This is a genomic window from Streptomyces sp. NPDC000075 (assembly GCF_040301925.1).
GTDB classification, from domain to species: Bacteria; Actinomycetota; Actinomycetes; order Streptomycetales; family Streptomycetaceae; genus Streptomyces; species Streptomyces polychromogenes.
In genome coordinates, this window is record NZ_JBEPFL010000042.1 from 38,820 (window position 1) to 55,519 (window position 16,700).

Here is a 16,700-nt window from a genome sequence, read left to right on the forward strand (position 1 = left end):
GCGCCGCCCTCAGGCCTTGTGGACGATCTGCACGTCCAGCGCCACCTCCACGCTCGACCCGATCGCCGCGATCCCCTGGGCCAGTATCGACTGCCAGTTCAGGGTGAAGTCCTCGCGGTTCAGCTCGGCCGTGGCCCGGCAGGCGGCGCGCGGCTCGCCCTCCAGGCCCGTGCCGACGCCCAGGTACCGGGTGTCCAGGGTGACGGTACGGCTCACCCCGTGCAGGGTCAGGGCTCCGGCGACCGCCCAGCGGCTGCCGCCTCGGTGGATGAACCGCTCGCTGTAGAACTCCACCGTCGGATACCGGGCCGCGTCCAGGAAGTCCGACGACCGCAGGTGGTCGTCCCGCATGCGCAGCCCGGTGTCGATGCTCGCCGCGTCGAGGATGACGTGCATGGAGGAGTCCTCCATCCGCTCCGCGATCCGCACCGCGCCGGCGAAGGTGGTGAACCGGCCGTGGATCCGGGCGAAACCGATGTGCTTCGCGGTGAAGGCGATCGAGGAGTGCGTCGGGTCCAGCTCCCAGTGGCCCGGCTGCGGGAGCACCGGCGGCTCCACCGAGTCCAGGATGATCTCCGCGGTGCCCGGCTGCGCGGGATCCCCCACGAGCGTCGCCCCGTGGAACGGCGCGTAGCCCTCGGCGCTGACCGAAAGCCGGTACTCCCCCTCCGGCATGGCCGCCGTGAATCCCCCGTACGGATCCGTCTCCCCGCTGACGATCCGTCGGCCGATCGGGTCGGTCACCTCGAACTTGGCCTGGCGGATGGGCTGGTGGACGGTGTCGAGGACCCGGCAGCTCAACAGGCGTGCCGTGGGCGGCAGTGTCAGTGTGGCGGACGTCTGCGAACTTGCGCTCCCGGCCGTATCCGTCCCCCGTCGGCGACCGAACATGACTGATGCACCCCCGTGCTGTGTGTACTTGGTCGGCTCTGGCGAAGAGGCATTCGATCATGCTGTCGGGTTGTGGGCAAACAGAGCGGTCACGCCCGGTATGACCGCGCCTTTTCAGACGCCGTCCGGCCGAAAAGGCGCGCATGCCCGGACCGCTGCCGCAGACGGCCACGGAGCCGTCCTCATCGGTGCGCAGCACAGCCGCCCCAAGGGCTTCAAGCCGCACGAGGGTGCTCCGCGCCGGGTGCCCGTAACGGTTGCCCGCACCCACCGGGACGAGCGCGAGCCGTGGCCGGATCCGATCCGTCAGAACCGGGTCCTGGTGCGCCGAACCGTGGTGGGCGACCTTGAGCACGTCCACCGGCCCCAGCTCCGGATGTTCCCTCAGCAGGGCCTGCTGGGACGGCGGTTCGAGGTCGCCGAGCAGCAGCAACGTCAGCCCCGAGGTACGGACCAGCAGGGCCACGCTCGCGTCGTTCGGCCCCGCCGGCGGTGGCCCGGCGGCCGACGGCCACAGCACCTGCCACTCCAGCGGACCCACCCGCCGCCGCTCCCCCGCGACGGCCGCCACCACCGGCACCCCGGCGCCCGCCGCCACCCGCCGCACCAGGGCGGCCCGCCCCGGCGGATCCGCCACTCCGGTGGTCTGGATCACACCCACGGAGCGGCCCCGGAGCACCCCGGACAACCCGCCCACGTGGTCCGCGTGAAAGTGCGTCAGCAGCAGCAATGGGACGCGTTTCACACCGAGGGCGCGCAGACAGGCGTCCACCGGGCCGGGCTCGGGTCCGGCGTCCACCACGACGGCCGTCCCGGGCCCCGCCGCGAGGACGGCGGCGTCCCCCTGGCCCACGGCGCACTGGACGTAACTCCAGCCGGGCGGCGGCCAGCCGGTGAGCGTACGGGTCAGCTGCGGCGGCCGCAGCACCGCCACGAGCAGCAGCACCGCCACGGCCGCACGCACCCCGCGCCGCCGCCCGAACCGCATCCCGAGCCCCACGAGGGCCGCGGCGGCCACGGCCAGCAGCAGGCCCCCTCCGGGCCCGCCCGGCCACGGCAGCTCCGCCCCCGGCAGCCGCGCCCCGGCCCGCGCGACGGCGGCGATCCACCCGGCGGGCACCCCCGCGCACCGGGCCAGCAGCTCGGCGACGGGCATGGACAGCGGGGCGGCGGCGAGCGCCGCGAAGCCGAGCACCGTGGCCGGCCCGGCCGCCGGCTCCGCCAGGAGGTTGCACGGGACGGCGACCAGGCTCACCCGGGCCGACAGCACGACCACCACCGGGGCGCACACCGCCTGCGCCGCCGCGGCGGCCGCCAGGGCCTCGGCGAGCCGCGACGGCACCCCGCGCGCCCGCAGGGCCCCGGCCCAGCGGGGCCCCAGGGTGAGCAGCGCCCCGGTGGCCAGCACCGAGAGCAGAAATCCGTACGAGCGGGCCAGCCACGGGTCGTAGAGCACCAGCAGGAGCACGGCGGCGGCCAGGGCCGGGAGCAGGGACCTGCGCCGCCCCGTGGCCAGCGCCAGCAGCGTCACCGCCCCGCAGGCGGCGGCCCGCAGCACGCTCGGGTCGGGCCGGCACACCACGACGAACCCCAGCGTCAGCACCGCCCCGCACAGCGCGGTGAACCGCAGCGACAGCCCCAGCCGGGGCGCCAGTCCGCCGCGCTCCACGTACTGGGCCCGTCCCGGCGACCCGATGAGCAGGTACAGCACCACGGTCAGGTTCGACCCGGAGACGGCCAGCAGGTGCAGCAGGTCGGTGGCTTCGAAGGCGTCGTGCAGGTCGGAGGGGACGCGCGAGGTGTCCCCGACCACCAGGGCCGGCAGCAGCGCCCGGGCGTCCCCCCGGAGCCCCTCGGAAGCCTCCCGCAACCCGGCCCGCAGCCTCCCGGCGGCCCGCTGGACCGGGTCGGGCCCGCCCGTCACCCGGGGCGGGACGTCCCCGGCCGGCCGGAGCAGCGCCACGGCCCGCTCCCCGTCCCGCGCCGGAGCCAGCCGGGCCACCACCGAGACCCGGGTCGACGGCTGCAGCCGGGCCCACTGCGGATGCCCGGCCAGCACCCGCACCGGGGTCTCCACCCGGGTCCGCGCCCCGTCGGGGCCGGTCACCCCGGTCACCACCGCGTCCAGCACCACCACGGGCGGCCCGCTCCCGCTCCGGGCGGCCCTCGGGTCGGAGCCCACGGTGAGCTCGGCGCCCACCCGGGCGTGCTCGGCGGCCAGCCGGGCCACGGGCCCCGCCCGCTCCGCGGCCCGCTCCAGCCCGGCCGCCCCGGCCCCGGCGGCCGCGCACAGCAGGGCGGCGGCCACGGCGGTTGCGACCCGCCACACCCGGCCCGGCCCACGGCACCCCGCCACCAGAGACACCCCGGCCACGGTCACCGCGACCCCCACCCCGAGGGCGCACCACCCGCCCGGCACCCCGAGCCCGAGGGCGGCCGCGCCCCAGGCGGCCAGAGCGGGCACCACGAGCCGCAGGTCCACGGGCCCGGCGCCGTCCGGCCCGGCGTCCCCCGGCCCGGCCCCCGCCCCCGGCCCCTCGACGGCGCTCACAACCGCACCAGCTTCCGCAGCTCGGCGAACCGCCGCTCGCCGATGCCGTCGACCTGCCGGAGGTCCTCCACGGCCCGGAACCCGCCCCGGGCGGTGCGGAACTCCACGATGTGCCGGGCCAGCACCGGGCCCACCCCCGGCAGCCCGTCCAACTGCTCCACGCTCGCACTAGCGAGGCTCAGCGGGCCCGGTCCCGGGCCCGACCCACCGCCGGAACCCCCGCCGCCCGGGGCCGGCTGCGCGGTGACGCCCACCAGCACCTGTTCGCCGTCCACCAGGACCCGGGCCCGGTTGAGCCCGGTGGTGTCCGTACCCGGCCGCACTCCCCCGGCGGCGGCCAGCGCGTCCTCCACCCGTGAGCCGCCGGGCAGCCGCCGCACACCGGGATCGCGGACCTTGCCGCCGACGTCCACCACGATGCGGCCCCCCGTACCGCCGGAGCCCCCTACCAGCACCGGGGGCGGGGCCGTCGCGGACGCGGGGGCGAGGACCGCGGGCGCCGTCACCGGCTGCGGCCGGGCCGCCCCGTACTGCTGGACGGCGAACCCCACCGCCACGGCCAGCACCACCCCCACGGCGGCCACCGCCCGGGGCTCCATCCCGCACCGGGACTGCACCCACACCGGCAACCGCTCACGCACGGCCGGCCACCGCCCCGGCACCCCGACACCCCCGGCCGGCACCCCGGGCCCGGGCGAAGGAACCGACCCGGCCGGCACCCCGTCCTCCTCCCCCGGCACCGGAGGCGGCTCGGGCACCGGAGGCGGCCCCGGCCGCCGGGGCGGGGCCGCCCCCGCCATCAGCAGCTCCGCCCTGCGCCGCACGGCGGCGGGGTCGGGGCCGGGCCGCGACCGGGCGCGGCGGCGTTCACGGAGCCGCCCGTCGGACGGCCGCGCCCTCCCGGGCCCGCTGCCCGCACCACCGCCACCGCCGCCGCCGGCACCACCGCCCCCGGCACGACCAAGGCCACCGACGGCACCGACGGCACCGACGGCACCGAACGATCCTGTCCCGAAGCCGTCGAGGCGTCCGGAAGGGCTTGCTGAAGAACTTCCCGAAGGGCTTTCCGAAGAGCGCGAAACACGCGTGCGAAGAGTCATGCCACGACGCTAGGGCCGACCCCCGACCCCCCGCTCGGAGCCCTCAATTCCGGTGGACAACCGCCCCGTTGTGGAAAATCCCGCCACCCGTCCGGGTGTACCGCCCCCCGCCGGACCGGGGTCAGCGCGGCGAGACCACCGCCGCCAGCAGCCCCGGCCCGGTGTGCGCGCCGATCACCGCCCCGACCTCGCTCACGTGCAGTTCGACCAGCCCCGGGATCCGCTCCCCCAGCCGCTCCGCGAGCTTCTCGGCCCGCTCCGGGGCCGCCAGGTGGTGGACGGCCACGTCGACGCTGCGCGCCCCCGCCCGCTCGACGGCGAGCTCTTCCAGCCGTGCGATGGCCTTGGAGGCCGTCCGCACCTTCTCCAGCATCTCGATCCGGCCGCCGTCCAGCGTGAGCAGCGGCTTGACCGCCAGCGCCGATCCGAGGAGGGCCTGCGCGGCCCCGATCCGGCCGCCGCGCCGGAGGTAGTCGAGGGTGTCCACGTAGAAGTAGGCCGACATCTCCGCGGCCCGCTTCTCGGCGGCGGCCACGGCCTCGTCGGCGGAACCCCCCGCCTCGGCCGTCTCGGCGGCGGCGAGGGCGCAGAAGCCGAGGGCCATCGCGACCATGCCGGTGTCCACGACGCGGACCGGGACCGGGGCCGTCTTCGCCGCGACCACGGCGGCGTCGTAGGTGCCGGAGAACTCGGCGGAGAGGTGCAGGCTCACGATCCCGGTCGCACCGGCCTCCGCCGCCGCCCGGTAGGCGCGTACGAACTGCTCGGGGCCGGGGCGGGAGGTGGTGACCGGGCGGCGCTTCTGCAGGGCCGCGGCCAGGCTGCGGGCCGAGATCTCGGTGCCCTCCTCCAGGGCCTCGTCGCCGAGCACGACGGTCAGGGGGACGGCGGTGATCCCATGCCGCGCCATCGCCCGCGGGGGCAGATAGGCCGTGGAATCGGTGACGATCGCGACATGGCGGGACATGAGCCGGAGGTTACCGCCCGAGGAGGTGATCCGGCAGCCCGCAGCGCATCCGTCACCCCCGCCTCGGCGACCTCAGCGGCCCCGGCCCGCCCCTGCCGCTCCGCTCAGGAAGCGGCCTCCGGCCGGGGAGCCTTCTGCCAGGGGTACCCGGCCGCCGGAACCGAAGGATCCAGCGCGGGCCGCTGCTGCCCCGACGCCCGCCCCGGCTGCGCGGACGACCCCGGAGCGGACTCACTCCGAGCACCCGCACCCTGAGCACCCGCGCCCTGAACACCCGCACCCTTGCCATCGGCCCCGGACGCCTGCCGCGCGTCCCACGCCGCCGCGGCGGCCGTCAGGTCGTCGACCGACTCCCGGGACCAGTCGCGCAGCGCGCTCGACTCCACCTCGATCTGCGCGGACAGCGCCGCGAGGTCCTCGTCCGCGAACTGGCGGGCCCGGTCGCGCGCCGCCCACCGCAGCGAGTCGGCCGACGTGGTGATCTTGGCGGTGCGCTCCCGCAGCTCGGGCAGCCGCTCCGCGATCCGCTTGCGGTCCGGCTCCTGCTCCAGCCGCTTGAGCTCGTCGTCCAGCTCGTGCCCGTGCCGGCTGAGCCGCTCGAAGAGGGCGATCGACTCCTTCAGCGAGCCGTCCGCCTGGACCCCCTGGTAGAGGGCCGCCTGCGTGGCGCGCATCGACGTCCGCAGGTCCAGCCGCAGCTGCGCCAGCGCCGCCGGGACCCCGACCTGCCCGAGGCTCCTGGCCTTCAGGGTGGTGTCCTCGACCGTCCGGCGGGCCTGTGTGATCGTCCGGTCCACGCCGCGCTTCGCCGCGCCGACCGCCTTGACCGTGACCCAGGCGCCCAGCCCCAGGAAGGCGAACAGCACCACCAGGGCAAAGATGATGACCAACGCGCCTACCTCCATGAGGTTCCCTTCCCCGGCCTGTTCCCGTCCCCTCCACCGTAAACGCCACGGGCAGGCCGGGGGTTCCAATCGAACCCCCAACCTGCCCGTACGGGATCACCCCGAGAAGCCGGCCTTCAGGACCGCAGGCCGTCAGATGACGATGTTCACCAGCTTCGGCGCACGCACGATCACCTTGCGGACCTCGGCGCCGCCCAGCGCGGCGACGACGGCCGCGTCGGTGACCGCCAGCTGCTCCAGGTCGGCCTCCGAGATCGTCGGCGGCACCTCCAGGCGGGCCTTGACCTTGCCCTTGACCTGGACCACGCAGGTGACCGTCTCGTCCACGACGTACGCCGGGTCCGCGACGGGGAAGTCCTGGTGGACCACCGAGTCGGTGTGGCCCAGGCGGTGCCACAGCTCTTCCGCGATGTGCGGGGCCAGCGGGGCGATCAGCAGCACCAGGCGCTCGGCCACGGACCGCTCCAGCGGGCGGCCCGCCTTCGTCAGGGTGTTGTTCAGCTCGGTGATCTTGGCGATCGCGGTGTTGAACCGCAGGCCCGCCATGTCCGAGCCGGCCCCGTCGATGGCCTTGTGCAGGGCGCGCAGCGTCTCCTCGGCGGGCTCGGCGTCGACGACCGTCACCGCGCCCGTCTCCTCGTCCACCACGTTGCGCCACAGGCGCTGGAGCAGCCGGTACTGGCCGACGACGGCGCGGGTGTCCCACGGACGGGAGACGTCCAGCGGGCCCATCGCCATCTCGTACAGGCGCAGGGTGTCCGCGCCGTACTCCTCGCAGATCTCGTCCGGGGTGACGGCGTTCTTCAGGGACTTGCCCATCTTGCCCAGCTCGCGCTTGACCGGTTCGCCCTCGAAGAAGAACTTGCCGTCGCGCTCCTCGACCTCGGCGGCCGCGACCGGGAAGCCGCGCTCGTCGCGGTAGACGTAGGCCTGGATCATGCCCTGGTTGAAGAGCTTGTGGAACGGCTCGACCGAGGACACGTGGCCCAGGTCGAACAGCACCTTGGACCAGAAACGCGCGTACAGCAGGTGCAGCACCGCGTGCTCGGCGCCGCCGACGTACAGGTCGACGCCGCCGTGCGGGGCGCTCTCGCGCGGGCCCATCCAGTACTGCTCGATCTCCGGGTCGACCAGCGCGTCCGCGTTGTCCGGGTCCAGGTAGCGCAGCTCGTACCAGCAGGAGCCGGCCCAGTTCGGCATGGTGTTGGTCTCGCGGCGGTAGGCGCGCACGCCGCGCCCGTCGCCCAGGTCCAGCTCCACGTTGACCCAGTCGGCCTTGCGCGACAGCGGGGTCTCCGGCTTGGAGTCCGCGTCGTCGGGCTCGAAGGTGCGCGGCGAGTAGTCCTCGACCTCGGGCAGCTCCAGCGGGAGCATCGACTCGGGCAGCGAGTGGGCGACGCCGTCCTCGTCGTAGACGATCGGGAAGGGCTCGCCCCAGTAGCGCTGGCGGCTGAAGAGCCAGTCGCGCAGGCGGAAGTTGACGGTGCCCTCGCCGAGGCCGCGCTCGGACAGCCAGTCGGTGATGGCGGCCTTGGCCTCGACCACGCCCAGGCCGTCCAGGGAGATGCCCTCGCCGGACGAGTTGACCAGCTTGGCGTCGTGGGAGCCGAAGGCGTCGTCCCACTCGGCCGGGTCGGTGCCCCGGCCGTCCGTCGGCTCGACCACGCAGCGCATCGGCAGCTCGAAGGCGCGGGCGAACTCGAAGTCGCGGGCGTCGTGCGCCGGGACGGCCATGATCGCGCCGGTGCCGTAGCCCATCAGCACGTAGTCGGCGATGAAGACGGGGACCTTCTCGCCGCTGACCGGGTTGACGGCGTACTCGCCGGTGAAGACGCCGGTCTTCTCCTTGGCGTCGGCCTGCCGCTCGACGTCGGACTTGGCGCCGGCCTGCTTGCGGTACGCGGCGACGGCCTCGGCCGGGGTGGCGTGCCCGCCGGTCCAGGCCTCGCGGGTGCCCTCGGGCCAGGCGGCCGGGACGAACTTCTCGACCAGCGGGTGCTCGGGCGCCAGCACCATGTAGGTGGCGCCGAAGAGGGTGTCGGGGCGGGTGGTGAAGACGGTGATGGCCTCGTCGCCCAGGGCGAAGTCGACGCGCGCGCCCTCGCTGCGGCCGATCCAGTTGCGCTGCTGGAGCTTGATGGCCTCGGGCCAGTCCAGCGCGTCCAGGTCGTCCAGCAGCCGGTCGGCGTACGCGGTGATGCGCATGTTCCACTGGCTCAGCCGGGACTTGAAGACGGGGAAGTTGCCGCGCTCGGAGCGGCCGTCGGCGGTGACCTCCTCGTTGGCCAGCACGGTGCCCAGGCCGGGGCACCAGTTGACGGGCGCGTCCGAGGAGTAGGCCAGGCGGTACCCGTTCAGCACGTCGGCGCGCTCGGCGGCGGTCAGCTCGGCCCAGGCGCGGCCCCCGGGGACCTCACGGGTGCCGTTCTCGAAGGCGGCGACCAGCTCGGCGATCGGCCGGGCCTTGTTCGCGTCCGCGTCGTAGTAGGAGTTGTAGATCTGGAGGAAGATCCACTGGGTCCACTTGTAGTACTCCGGGTCGATCGTCGCGAACGACCGGCGCTTGTCGTGGCCCAGGCCCAGGCGGCGCAGCTGGACCTTCATGTTCTCGATGTTGGCCTCGGTGGACACGCGGGGGTGCGTGCCGGTCTGCACGGCGTACTGCTCGGCCGGCAGGCCGAAGGCGTCGAAGCCCAGGGTGTGCAGGACGTTGTGGCCGGACATCCGCTGGTGGCGGGCGTAGACGTCGGTGGCGATGTACCCGAGCGGGTGACCGACGTGCAGACCCGCACCGGAGGGGTACGGGAACATGTCCATGATGAACTTCTTGGGCCGCGCGACGACCGCCGGGTCACCCGCCAGGTCACCGCTCGGGTTGGGCGCCTCGTAGGTGCCCTCCGCGTCCCATACGTCCTGCCAGCGTGCCTCGATGTCGGCGGCCATGGCGGCCGTGTAACGGTGCCCCTCGGCCGCCTCGGGGGCCGGGGTGTTCGTCTCGCTCATGATTCCTGAAGCTCCATCGATCGTCTCTGCCGTCTCTGCCTGCCCAAACGAAAAAACCCCTCGCACAGGAGGGGACGCCGCGCCGATGCCGACCTTCTCGGGGTCGGTGCTGCTCAGCGCGGCTCGGTAAGCAGAAGGCGTACGGCACGCATGGCGTCAGGGTACCGCAGGGGCCCGTGCGACCGCTCTGCCGTTCCGCACAACGAGAAGAGGGCCACCCGATTCGGGTGACCCTCTTCCACACTGTGGAGCTAAGGAGAATTGAACTCCTGACCTCCTGCATGCCATGCAGGCGCTCTACCAACTGAGCTATAGCCCCTTGTTTCTCTCTGCCGCCGGGCCCCTTCTCGGTTTCCCTTGCCGGTTCCCCCTGGCGACATCGAGAACATTACACGGTCATGGCCCCAGACCAAAAATCGGTTTCCCCGGGGGTCGTTATGCCCGATTCGTCCATCATCGACCCCGTCAAGCCCGGGCGAACTGGTAGAAGCGCTTGAGCGTGCAGTGCTCGTCGAGGAGCCGCCCGTAGATCGGCTCGCCCTCCAGTTCCCGGTAGGTCTCGATGGGGTCGCCTTTTATGATCAGCGCCCGCGCGCATTCCTCGCACCAGTACTGGTAGTCGGCATTGACCGGCTCCATGTCCCGAACGATCGGCGTGCCGTTGTTGCACCAGTCGCACCGCCGCCGGTGTGCACCCATCCGTCAGCGACTCCCTCCCGCGTCGGACCGTCGTGTCCCCCTCCGGCCGTCCGATTCTGCCACGCCGGTCCCGGCGGGGTCAGCAAGCACAGGAGGGACAAACGCAAGGATCCCGCCCCCTGTTGGGGACGGGATCCTGATTGTGGAGCTAAGGAGAATTGAACTCCTGACCTCCTGCATGCCATGCAGGCGCTCTACCAACTGAGCTATAGCCCCGCTCTCCGCGGCGTTCCCCCCGTTTCCGGTGTTCTTCGCTGCGAACAAGAAGAACTCTAGCCTGTGACCAGCCGGAAAGTGAAATCCGGGTCGGAGGGGCCCCGCGGAGGGGCTCAGTCGTCGTCGCCGAGCACCGGCTCCGGCAGGGTGCCGGCGTTGTGCTCCAGCAGCCGCCAGCCGCGCGCGCCCTCACCGAGGACGGACCAGCAGCAGTTGGAGAGCCCGCCCAGGCTCTCCCAGTCGCGCGCCTCCAGCCGCAGCAGGCGGCCGATGGTCGTGCGGATGGTGCCGCCGTGGCTGACGACGACGAGCGTGCCGCCCGCGGGCAGCCGGTCGGCGTGGCTCAGGACGACCGGGGCGGCCCGGTCGGCGACCTCGGTCTCCAGCTCGCCCCCGCCGCGCCGGACGGGCTCGCCGCGCTTCCACGCCGCGTACTGCTCGCCGTACTTCTCGACGATCTCCTCGTGCGTCAGGCCCTGCCACTCACCCGCGTACGTCTCACGCAGCGCCTCGGTGTGCGCCACGGGCAGGTGCGTGACGGCGGCCAGCTCGGCGGCCGTGGCCGCCGCGCGCTTGAGGTCGGAGGCCACGATGGCGTCCGGCTTCAGCGAGGCCAGCAGCCGGGCCGAACGGCGCGCCTGCGCCAGCCCCGTCTCGGTCAGCTCGATGTCCGTGGAGCCCTGGAAGCGGCGCTCCAGGTTCCAGGAGGTCTGGCCGTGCCTCCAGAGGACGATCTTCCTGCCGGTGCGGGCGGAACCGCCGGCAGGCCTCCCCGTGCTGCCTTCGGCGCTCAGAACAGATCACCGTCCAGCTCGTCGTCGCCCTGCGCCTCCCGCAGCTTGGCGTGCTCCTCGGCCTTGCCGATGGTGAGCTTGGCGTCCTCGGGGAGCTCGATCTCGGGGCAGTCCTTCCACAGGCGCTCCAGCGCGTAGAAGACGCGCTCCTCGCTGTGCTGGACGTGGACCACGATGTCGACGTAGTCGAGCAGGATCCAGCGGGCGTCGCGGTCGCCCTCGCGGCGCACCGGCTTGGCGCCGAGCTCCTTGAGCAGCCGCTCCTCGATCTCGTCCACGATCGACTTGACCTGGCGGTCGTTGGGCGCGGAGGCGAGCAGGAAGGCGTCGGTGATCGACAGCACGTCGCTGACGTCGTAGGCGATGATGTCGTGCGCGAGGCGGTCGGCCGCGGCCTGGGCGGCGGTGGTGATGAGCTCGATGGAGCGGTCCGTGGCGGTCACTGGCCATGCTTTCGGGTCGGCGGGCAGATCCCTACAAGGGTCTCATGTACTGCCGGCACCGCCCGGTCAGGACGGCTTGTAGTCCTTGCCCAGGGTCACCACCACGTCCGCGTTCACCGTGCCGTCGGCCTTCTTCACGACCGTTTCCGGCAGCCCCAGGGTCTTGGCGACGTCGACCGCCCGGGCCCGCTGGGCGTCGTCCTGGTACGTGATCTGCGTGGTGGCGGCCGCCCTGTCGGCCCTGCCGCCGTCCACGAAGGCGTAGCCGCCGTTGAGCAGCGCCGCCTTCGCCGCGAGGTGCGCCTTCTCGTCCCCGGTGGCGTCCTTGAGGCCCACGCGCGGGGCCGCGCCGGACTGGGCCGCCGTGACGGTGCCGCCGAGGAGCTCCTTGACCACCTTCTTGGAGGCTTCGTCGGTGAGGCCGCCGTCGGGCTTCACCGAGAGCACCTCGGTGCGGTACGCGGCGACCTTGGCGTGCTCGCCGATCCGCGACAGGAGGCCGCCGAGGTTCTGCGCGTCGAGCCCCGGGTCCAGGATCTGGCCCATGCTCTCGACGGTGGTGGCGGCCGCCTTCGGGTCGGAGGGGATCTTGCGCAGGACGGCGTACAGGACCCTGCCGGTGCGCTCCAGCTGCCTGGCCTCCGGTTCGCCCTGGGCCCGGTAGGTGGCGTAGGCGACGGCCATGGCCCCGGTCAGGCTCTGCTTGGGGCCCTGCCCGACGGCCGGGGTCTTGGCCTGGTCGTCGGCCGGGACGGCCGCGTCGGTGTCGACCTCGATGCCGCCGACCAGCTCGACCAGGCGCTCCAGGAAGGGGGTGTCCAGGCGCCAGGTGCCGCCGATGCGGGTGCCCAGGACGGTGTCGAGGGCCTCGCGGGTGCCGATGCCGCCGTCGTCGACGGACTTGCCGAGGGTGGTGCCCGTACCGTCCTCCTTGGTGACGGCGAGGGCGTTGGGCAGCAGGACGGTGGCGCCCTGCCGGGTGGTGACGTTGTCCACGAGGAGGACGGTGGAGCTGCCGCCGCGCTTGGTGTTGTGCAGGTGGACGACGATCATGTCGCGCTTCTGGGCGCCCGCGGGGCTCGCCGCCGCCTTCTTCGTGCCGGGACCGTCGAGGAAGGGCAGCTTGCCCGCGTACCAGAGCCAGCCCAGCGCGCCGACGGCGAGGAGGGCCAGGACGACGATCAGCGCGACCACCCGGTGGCGGCCGCGGCGGCGGGCCTCCTCACGGCGCTCGGTGCGGCTCTCGGTGAAGGCGAGCCAGTCGATGACGTCCTCGGAGTCCTCGTCCGGCTGGTCGAGGAAGGCGAACTGCTCGGTGCGGTAGTCCGCCGCCGGCCTCCCCGGATCCGGATCCGGCTCCGGCCCCGTTCCGGACCGGTCCCCGGCGTCCGCCCGGCGCGGCTCGGGGACGGGGACCGGGGCGGCGGCCCGCTCGGGGGCCTGCGGGGCCGCGGCCTGCTGCGGGATCCACTGCTGCGGCTGCGGGTCCTCGTACCCCGGTGAGGGGGCCGGGGCGTACCCCTGCGGCTGCTGCTCGTAGCCGTACTGCTGTCCGTAGGGCTGTTGTGCGTACGACTGCCCGTACGGGGCCTCGTACTGCTGTTCGTACGGCGGCGGGGCGGGCTGGAGGGGCTGCGGGGCGGGCGCCTGGCCGTACAGCGGCCGGCCGTACGGGTCGTAGCCGATGAGCTGCTGCTGGGCGGCGTACGGGTCGTACGGGTCCTGGGGGTCGTTCACCGCGGGCCTCTCGTCGTTCCGGAAGCTCAGACTCCCCGGTACAGCTCACGCTTGTCGATATAGCGGACCACACCGTCCGGGACCAGGTACCAGACGGGATCACCCTCGGCGACGCGGGCGCGGCAGTCCGTGGAGGAGATGGCCAGCGCGGGCACCTCGACGAGCGAGACACCGCCCTCGGGCAGGCCGTCGTCGGTCAGGACGTGGCCGGGCCGGGTCACGCCGATGAAGTGGGCGAGGGAGAAGAGCTCGTCGGCGTTGCGCCAGGTCAGGATCTGCGCGAGCGCGTCGGCGCCGGTGATGAAGAAGAGGTCGGCGTCCTCGTTGAGGGCGCTCAGGTCCCGCAGGGTGTCGATCGTGTACGTCGGTCCGCCGCGGTCGATGTCGATGCGGCTCACCGAGAACTGCGGGTTCGAGGCCGTGGCGATGACCGTCATCAGGTAGCGGTCCTCGGCGGGCGACACGGCCCGCTGGGACTTCTGCCACGGTTCGCCCGTGGGGACGAAGACCACCTCGTCGAGGTGGAAAAGGGCGGCCACCTCGCTGGCGGCCACCAGGTGTCCGTGGTGGATCGGGTCGAACGTCCCGCCCATCACGCCGAGCCGGCGCTTGACCGGGCCCGTAGGCATTTCCTGCTCTCCCATGAGCGCAGAGCCTACTGGCCCGGTGGCACGTGCGCGGAGGCCCGGTCCGAACGAGTGGTTCAGCGGTCGCGGTTCAGGCGCGTGGTCACCCAGAGCATCAGCAGCAGGACGAAGAGCGCACCGCCACCGGTCAGGTAGGGGCTCAGGCTCTCGTGGTTGCCGCCGTGCTGCTCGGCGCCCTCCGAGGCGAGGACGACGAGGTTGTGGGCGGTGGTGGAGAGGCTCATCAGGCAGGTACCTATCGAGTCGGGGAGCGAGCGGAGACTTCCCTCACATCGTATGCGGGGGCCCGGGGCACGCTCACGCCGACTCAGGCGTTGGAGAGGATGGAGCAGTGGACCACAGGCCGATCCAGGGGGAAGCGCCATGACCGACAACGGATTCGAGAAGACGCCGGCACGCGAACGCAGGAGGTTCCCGGGCATCTCCTCGCGGGCCTACGAGCACCCGGCGGACCGCTCGGCCCTGGTCGCCCTGCGCAAGCTGACCGGCTTCGACACGGTCTTCAAGGCCCTCAGCGGGCTGCTCCCGGAGCGGAGCCTGCGCCTGCTGTTCCTGTCGGACTCGGTGCGCGTGGGCGAGACCCAGTTCCCCCATCTGTACGAGATGCTGCGCGACGCCTGCTACATCCTGGACCTGGAGAAGGTCCCGCAGATGTACGTGCAGCAGGACCCCAAGCCGAACGCCATGTGCATCGGGCTGGACGAGCCGATCATCGTGGTGACGACGGCGCTGGTGGAGCTGCTGGATGAGGAGGAGATGCGGGCTGTCGTGGGCCACGAGGTGGGCCACGCGCTGTCCGGGCACTCCGTGTACCGCACGGTGCTGCTGTTCCTGACGAACCTGGCGCTGAAGGTGGCGTGGATCCCGCTGGGCAATGTGGCGATCATGGCGATCGTCACCGCCCTGCGGGAGTGGTTCCGCAAGTCGGAGCTGTCGGCGGACCGGGCCGGGCTGCTGGTGGGGCAGGACGTGAACGCCTCGATGCGCGGCCTGATGAAGATCGCCGGCGGCAACCACCTCCACGAGATGAACGTCGACGCCTTCCTGGCCCAGGCCGACGAGTACGAGTCGAGCGGCGACCTGCGCGACTCGGTCCTGAAGATCCTCAACGTGCTGCCGCGCACCCACCCCTTCACCACGGTGCGCGCAGCCGAGCTGCGGAAGTGGTCGCAGAGCCGGGACTACCAGCGGATCATGGACGGGCACTACCCGCAGCGGGACGAGGACAAGGACGCCTCGGTGGCCGACTCCTTCCGCCAGTCGGCCTCGCACTACGCGGACTCGGTGCGCACGAGCAAGGATCCGCTGATGAAGCTGGTCGGCGACATAGCCGGCGGCGCGGGCGACCTGGGCGGGAAGCTGCGCGACCGGTTCACCGGAGCGGCCGGCGGCGAGGAGAAGCCGCCTACCGGACAGGGCTGACGGAGGCGGGCGGCGGCGGTGCCTGGGGCTGCGCCAGGGGCACGCGCGACGCCGTCTGATCCGGCTGGGGCGGCTGCCCGGGCCCCGAGGACGGCGTGGGCTGCCCGGCGGGCTGGGCGGGCGCGGCGGACGGGTCCGGCGGGGTGGCCGCCGGGTCCATGACCCCGCACAGTCCGGCCGTGCGCCGGGGGTGGCCGCTGGCGTACGGGTCGCTCACGGGCGGGCCGACGGTGGTGGGACCGGCTCCGGCCAGCAGCGGGCGGAAGCCCGGCGCCGGGTCGGCGGCGCAGTCCTGCGGTCCTGCCATCACGTAGGACGAGGACAGTTCCGCCCGGCGGGCGGTGAGGTCCTCGTGGTCGAAGCGCAGCCGCAGCTCGCGGCGGACGGTGAAGAGGGAGGCCGCGTCGGGCCCGGCGGGCGGGCCGGCCGCGCCTCGTACGGCGTACACGAAGGTGTGGTCGGTGGTGACCACCAGCGTCTCGGGGCTGATCTCCTCGAAGGCGAGGGTGCCGTTGACCCGGACGCGGGTGTCGGCGAGGGCCGCGGTCTGCGGGTCGAAGCGGACCAGCCAGCCGGTGGCGGCGTGCCGGCCGTCCCCGGAGGGCGAGGCCATGCTCTCGTCGAACTGGGCCAGCTGACCGGGGTCAAGGAGCACCCGCACGGGCCGGGAGGCGTTGCCGGAGAGCACGTCGGGGTCCAGCGAGGACTGCACGAGGTAGTCCTTGGCGATGGACAGCGCGGCGACGACCTGGCTCTCGGTGAAGTGCCGGGTGCGGCGTGCGGCCGGGAGGGTGATCCCGGCCGCCCCGGTGCGGTAGTCGGCCGCGGGGCTGTGGGCGTAGAGGTCGGCGGGTTTGCCGCCGGGCACGGCGGAGGACGGCGTCAGGGGCACGACGGTGCTGCTGAGGGGCTCGGCGTCGCCGCCGGCCGGGGGCACGTACGGGTTGCGCAGGCCCAGGTAGACGGCGACGGCGAAGGCCGAGGCGATCAGCAGGACGAGGAGCATGCCCTGGCGGGCGCCCCGGCCCGGCGTGCCGGTGCCCCGGCCCGTGGAGCCGCCGCCCGACCAGATGGAGCGGCTGCGGACGGCCCGGGCGTGCTCGCCCATGCGTTCCTGGGCGGAGAACTCCTGGAGGCGGGCGGCGCGGACGAAGGCCTCGTCGAACACCACCGACCGGTACTCGTCCGGGCGCAGCTCGTCGTCACCCCCGCCGATGTCCTCGGGGGTGCCGTTGGGCGGGTCTCCTGGTACGGCCATCGCTTCTCCCCGCTGTCCCCGCTTCAGAGAAGCCCCCGGCTCCGGAACGCGCGAGCGGGGTCGTACC

13 protein-coding genes, 2 tRNA genes and 1 pseudogene are annotated in these 16,700 nt (G+C 73.4%); 1 reads left to right on the forward strand and 15 read right to left on the reverse strand.

The genetic code is table 11. From position 1 onward, the window contains the following. Nucleotides 1–9: 9 nt before the first annotated feature. The 14 genes and pseudogenes from ABT403_RS33920 to ABT403_RS33985 all read right to left on the reverse strand — a co-directional run bounded on the left by ABT403_RS33920 (nt 10) and on the right by ABT403_RS33985 (nt 14,177). Complete coding sequence (locus ABT403_RS33920; RefSeq protein WP_344156073.1) at nt 10–891, reverse strand: YceI family protein; 882 nt, start codon at nt 889–891, stop codon at nt 10–12. A gap of 124 nt (nt 892–1,015) precedes the next feature. Beyond that, nucleotides 1,016–3,442 (reverse strand): annotated as a pseudogene (locus tag ABT403_RS33925) (ComEC/Rec2 family competence protein); the annotation flags it as partial. Continuing rightward, the gene (locus ABT403_RS33930) at nt 3,439–4,083 is read right to left on the reverse strand and encodes a ComEA family DNA-binding protein (protein ID WP_344156076.1); all 645 of its coding nucleotides are present in this window, start codon (nt 4,081–4,083) and stop codon (nt 3,439–3,441) included. The gene ABT403_RS33930 and the pseudogene ABT403_RS33925, both read right to left, overlap by 4 nt. 580 nt (nt 4,084–4,663) lie before the next feature. Next, the gene (locus ABT403_RS33935) at nt 4,664–5,509 is read right to left on the reverse strand and encodes a DegV family protein (RefSeq protein WP_344156079.1); all 846 of its coding nucleotides are present in this window, start codon (nt 5,507–5,509) and stop codon (nt 4,664–4,666) included. A gap of 104 nt (nt 5,510–5,613) precedes the next feature. Next, the gene (locus tag ABT403_RS33940; RefSeq protein ID WP_344156082.1) at nt 5,614–6,414 is read right to left on the reverse strand and encodes a copper transporter family protein; all 801 of its coding nucleotides are present in this window, start codon (nt 6,412–6,414) and stop codon (nt 5,614–5,616) included. Between the two features lie 132 nt (nt 6,415–6,546). Then, on the reverse strand, nt 6,547–9,417 hold the full coding sequence (gene leuS / locus ABT403_RS33945) for a leucine--tRNA ligase (protein WP_344156084.1): 2,871 nt from the start codon (nt 9,415–9,417) through the stop codon (nt 6,547–6,549). Between the two features lie 246 nt (nt 9,418–9,663). Continuing rightward, nucleotides 9,664–9,736: transfer RNA gene (locus ABT403_RS33950), tRNA-Ala, on the reverse strand. 146 nt (nt 9,737–9,882) lie between these two features. Continuing rightward, entirely contained in the window at nt 9,883–10,116 is a 234-nt protein-coding gene (locus ABT403_RS33955) for a hypothetical protein (RefSeq protein ID WP_344156087.1), read from the reverse strand. A 143-nt stretch (nt 10,117–10,259) separates the two neighbouring features. Beyond that, nucleotides 10,260–10,332, reverse strand: a tRNA-Ala gene (locus ABT403_RS33960). A gap of 113 nt (nt 10,333–10,445) precedes the next feature. Then, on the reverse strand, nt 10,446–11,126 hold the full coding sequence (locus ABT403_RS33965; protein WP_344156814.1) for a histidine phosphatase family protein: 681 nt from the start codon (nt 11,124–11,126) through the stop codon (nt 10,446–10,448). Continuing rightward, on the reverse strand, nt 11,123–11,569 hold the full coding sequence (gene rsfS / locus ABT403_RS33970) for a ribosome silencing factor (RefSeq protein ID WP_045950430.1): 447 nt from the start codon (nt 11,567–11,569) through the stop codon (nt 11,123–11,125). The genes ABT403_RS33965 and rsfS overlap by 4 nt, the downstream gene beginning before the upstream one ends. Before the next feature lie 66 nt (nt 11,570–11,635). Continuing rightward, nucleotides 11,636–13,306: an LCP family protein gene (locus tag ABT403_RS33975; protein ID WP_344156096.1), complete on the reverse strand. Its 1,671-nt coding sequence runs from the start codon at nt 13,304–13,306 to the stop codon at nt 11,636–11,638. Nucleotides 13,307–13,332: 26 nt separating this feature from the next. Continuing rightward, nucleotides 13,333–13,950, reverse strand: coding sequence for a nicotinate-nucleotide adenylyltransferase (gene nadD / locus ABT403_RS33980; protein ID WP_344156099.1), 618 nt, complete (start codon nt 13,948–13,950; stop codon nt 13,333–13,335). A 59-nt stretch (nt 13,951–14,009) separates the two neighbouring features. Beyond that, entirely contained in the window at nt 14,010–14,177 is a 168-nt protein-coding gene (locus ABT403_RS33985) for a hypothetical protein (RefSeq protein ID WP_344156102.1), read from the reverse strand. Between the two features lie 139 nt (nt 14,178–14,316). On the opposite strand from ABT403_RS33985, the gene ABT403_RS33990 reads away from it, so the two are divergent. Then, a complete protein-coding gene (locus ABT403_RS33990) occupies nt 14,317–15,375 on the forward strand; it encodes a M48 family metallopeptidase (RefSeq protein WP_344156105.1) in 1,059 nt (352 codons plus the stop codon). Here ABT403_RS33990 and ABT403_RS33995 read toward each other — a convergent pair. Next, nucleotides 15,359–16,633, reverse strand: a complete 1,275-nt coding sequence (locus ABT403_RS33995; RefSeq protein ID WP_344156108.1) for an SCO2583 family membrane protein — start codon at nt 16,631–16,633, stop codon at nt 15,359–15,361. The two genes, ABT403_RS33990 and ABT403_RS33995, sit on opposite strands and share 17 nt — an antisense overlap. Between the last annotated feature and the right edge of the window lie 67 nt (nt 16,634–16,700).

What these genes read in the sequence shown, in the direction of transcription:
- ABT403_RS33920 (WP_344156073.1), bottom strand. Translation starts at nt 891, where the DNA reads ATGTTCGGTCGCCGACGGGGGACGGATACGGCCGGGAGCGCAAGTTCG.
- ABT403_RS33935 (WP_344156079.1), bottom strand. Translation starts at nt 5,509, where the DNA reads ATGTCCCGCCATGTCGCGATCGTCACCGATTCCACGGCCTATCTGCCC.
- ABT403_RS33940 (WP_344156082.1), bottom strand. Translation starts at nt 6,414, where the DNA reads ATGGAGGTAGGCGCGTTGGTCATCATCTTTGCCCTGGTGGTGCTGTTC.
- leuS (WP_344156084.1), bottom strand. Translation starts at nt 9,417, where the DNA reads ATGAGCGAGACGAACACCCCGGCCCCCGAGGCGGCCGAGGGGCACCGT.
- ABT403_RS33955 (WP_344156087.1), bottom strand. Translation starts at nt 10,116, where the DNA reads ATGGGTGCACACCGGCGGCGGTGCGACTGGTGCAACAACGGCACGCCG.
- nadD (WP_344156099.1), bottom strand. Translation starts at nt 13,950, where the DNA reads ATGGGAGAGCAGGAAATGCCTACGGGCCCGGTCAAGCGCCGGCTCGGC.
- ABT403_RS33985 (WP_344156102.1), bottom strand. Translation starts at nt 14,177, where the DNA reads ATGAGCCTCTCCACCACCGCCCACAACCTCGTCGTCCTCGCCTCGGAG.
- ABT403_RS33990 (WP_344156105.1), top strand. Translation starts at nt 14,317, where the DNA reads ATGACCGACAACGGATTCGAGAAGACGCCGGCACGCGAACGCAGGAGG.
- ABT403_RS33995 (WP_344156108.1), bottom strand. Translation starts at nt 16,633, where the DNA reads ATGGCCGTACCAGGAGACCCGCCCAACGGCACCCCCGAGGACATCGGC.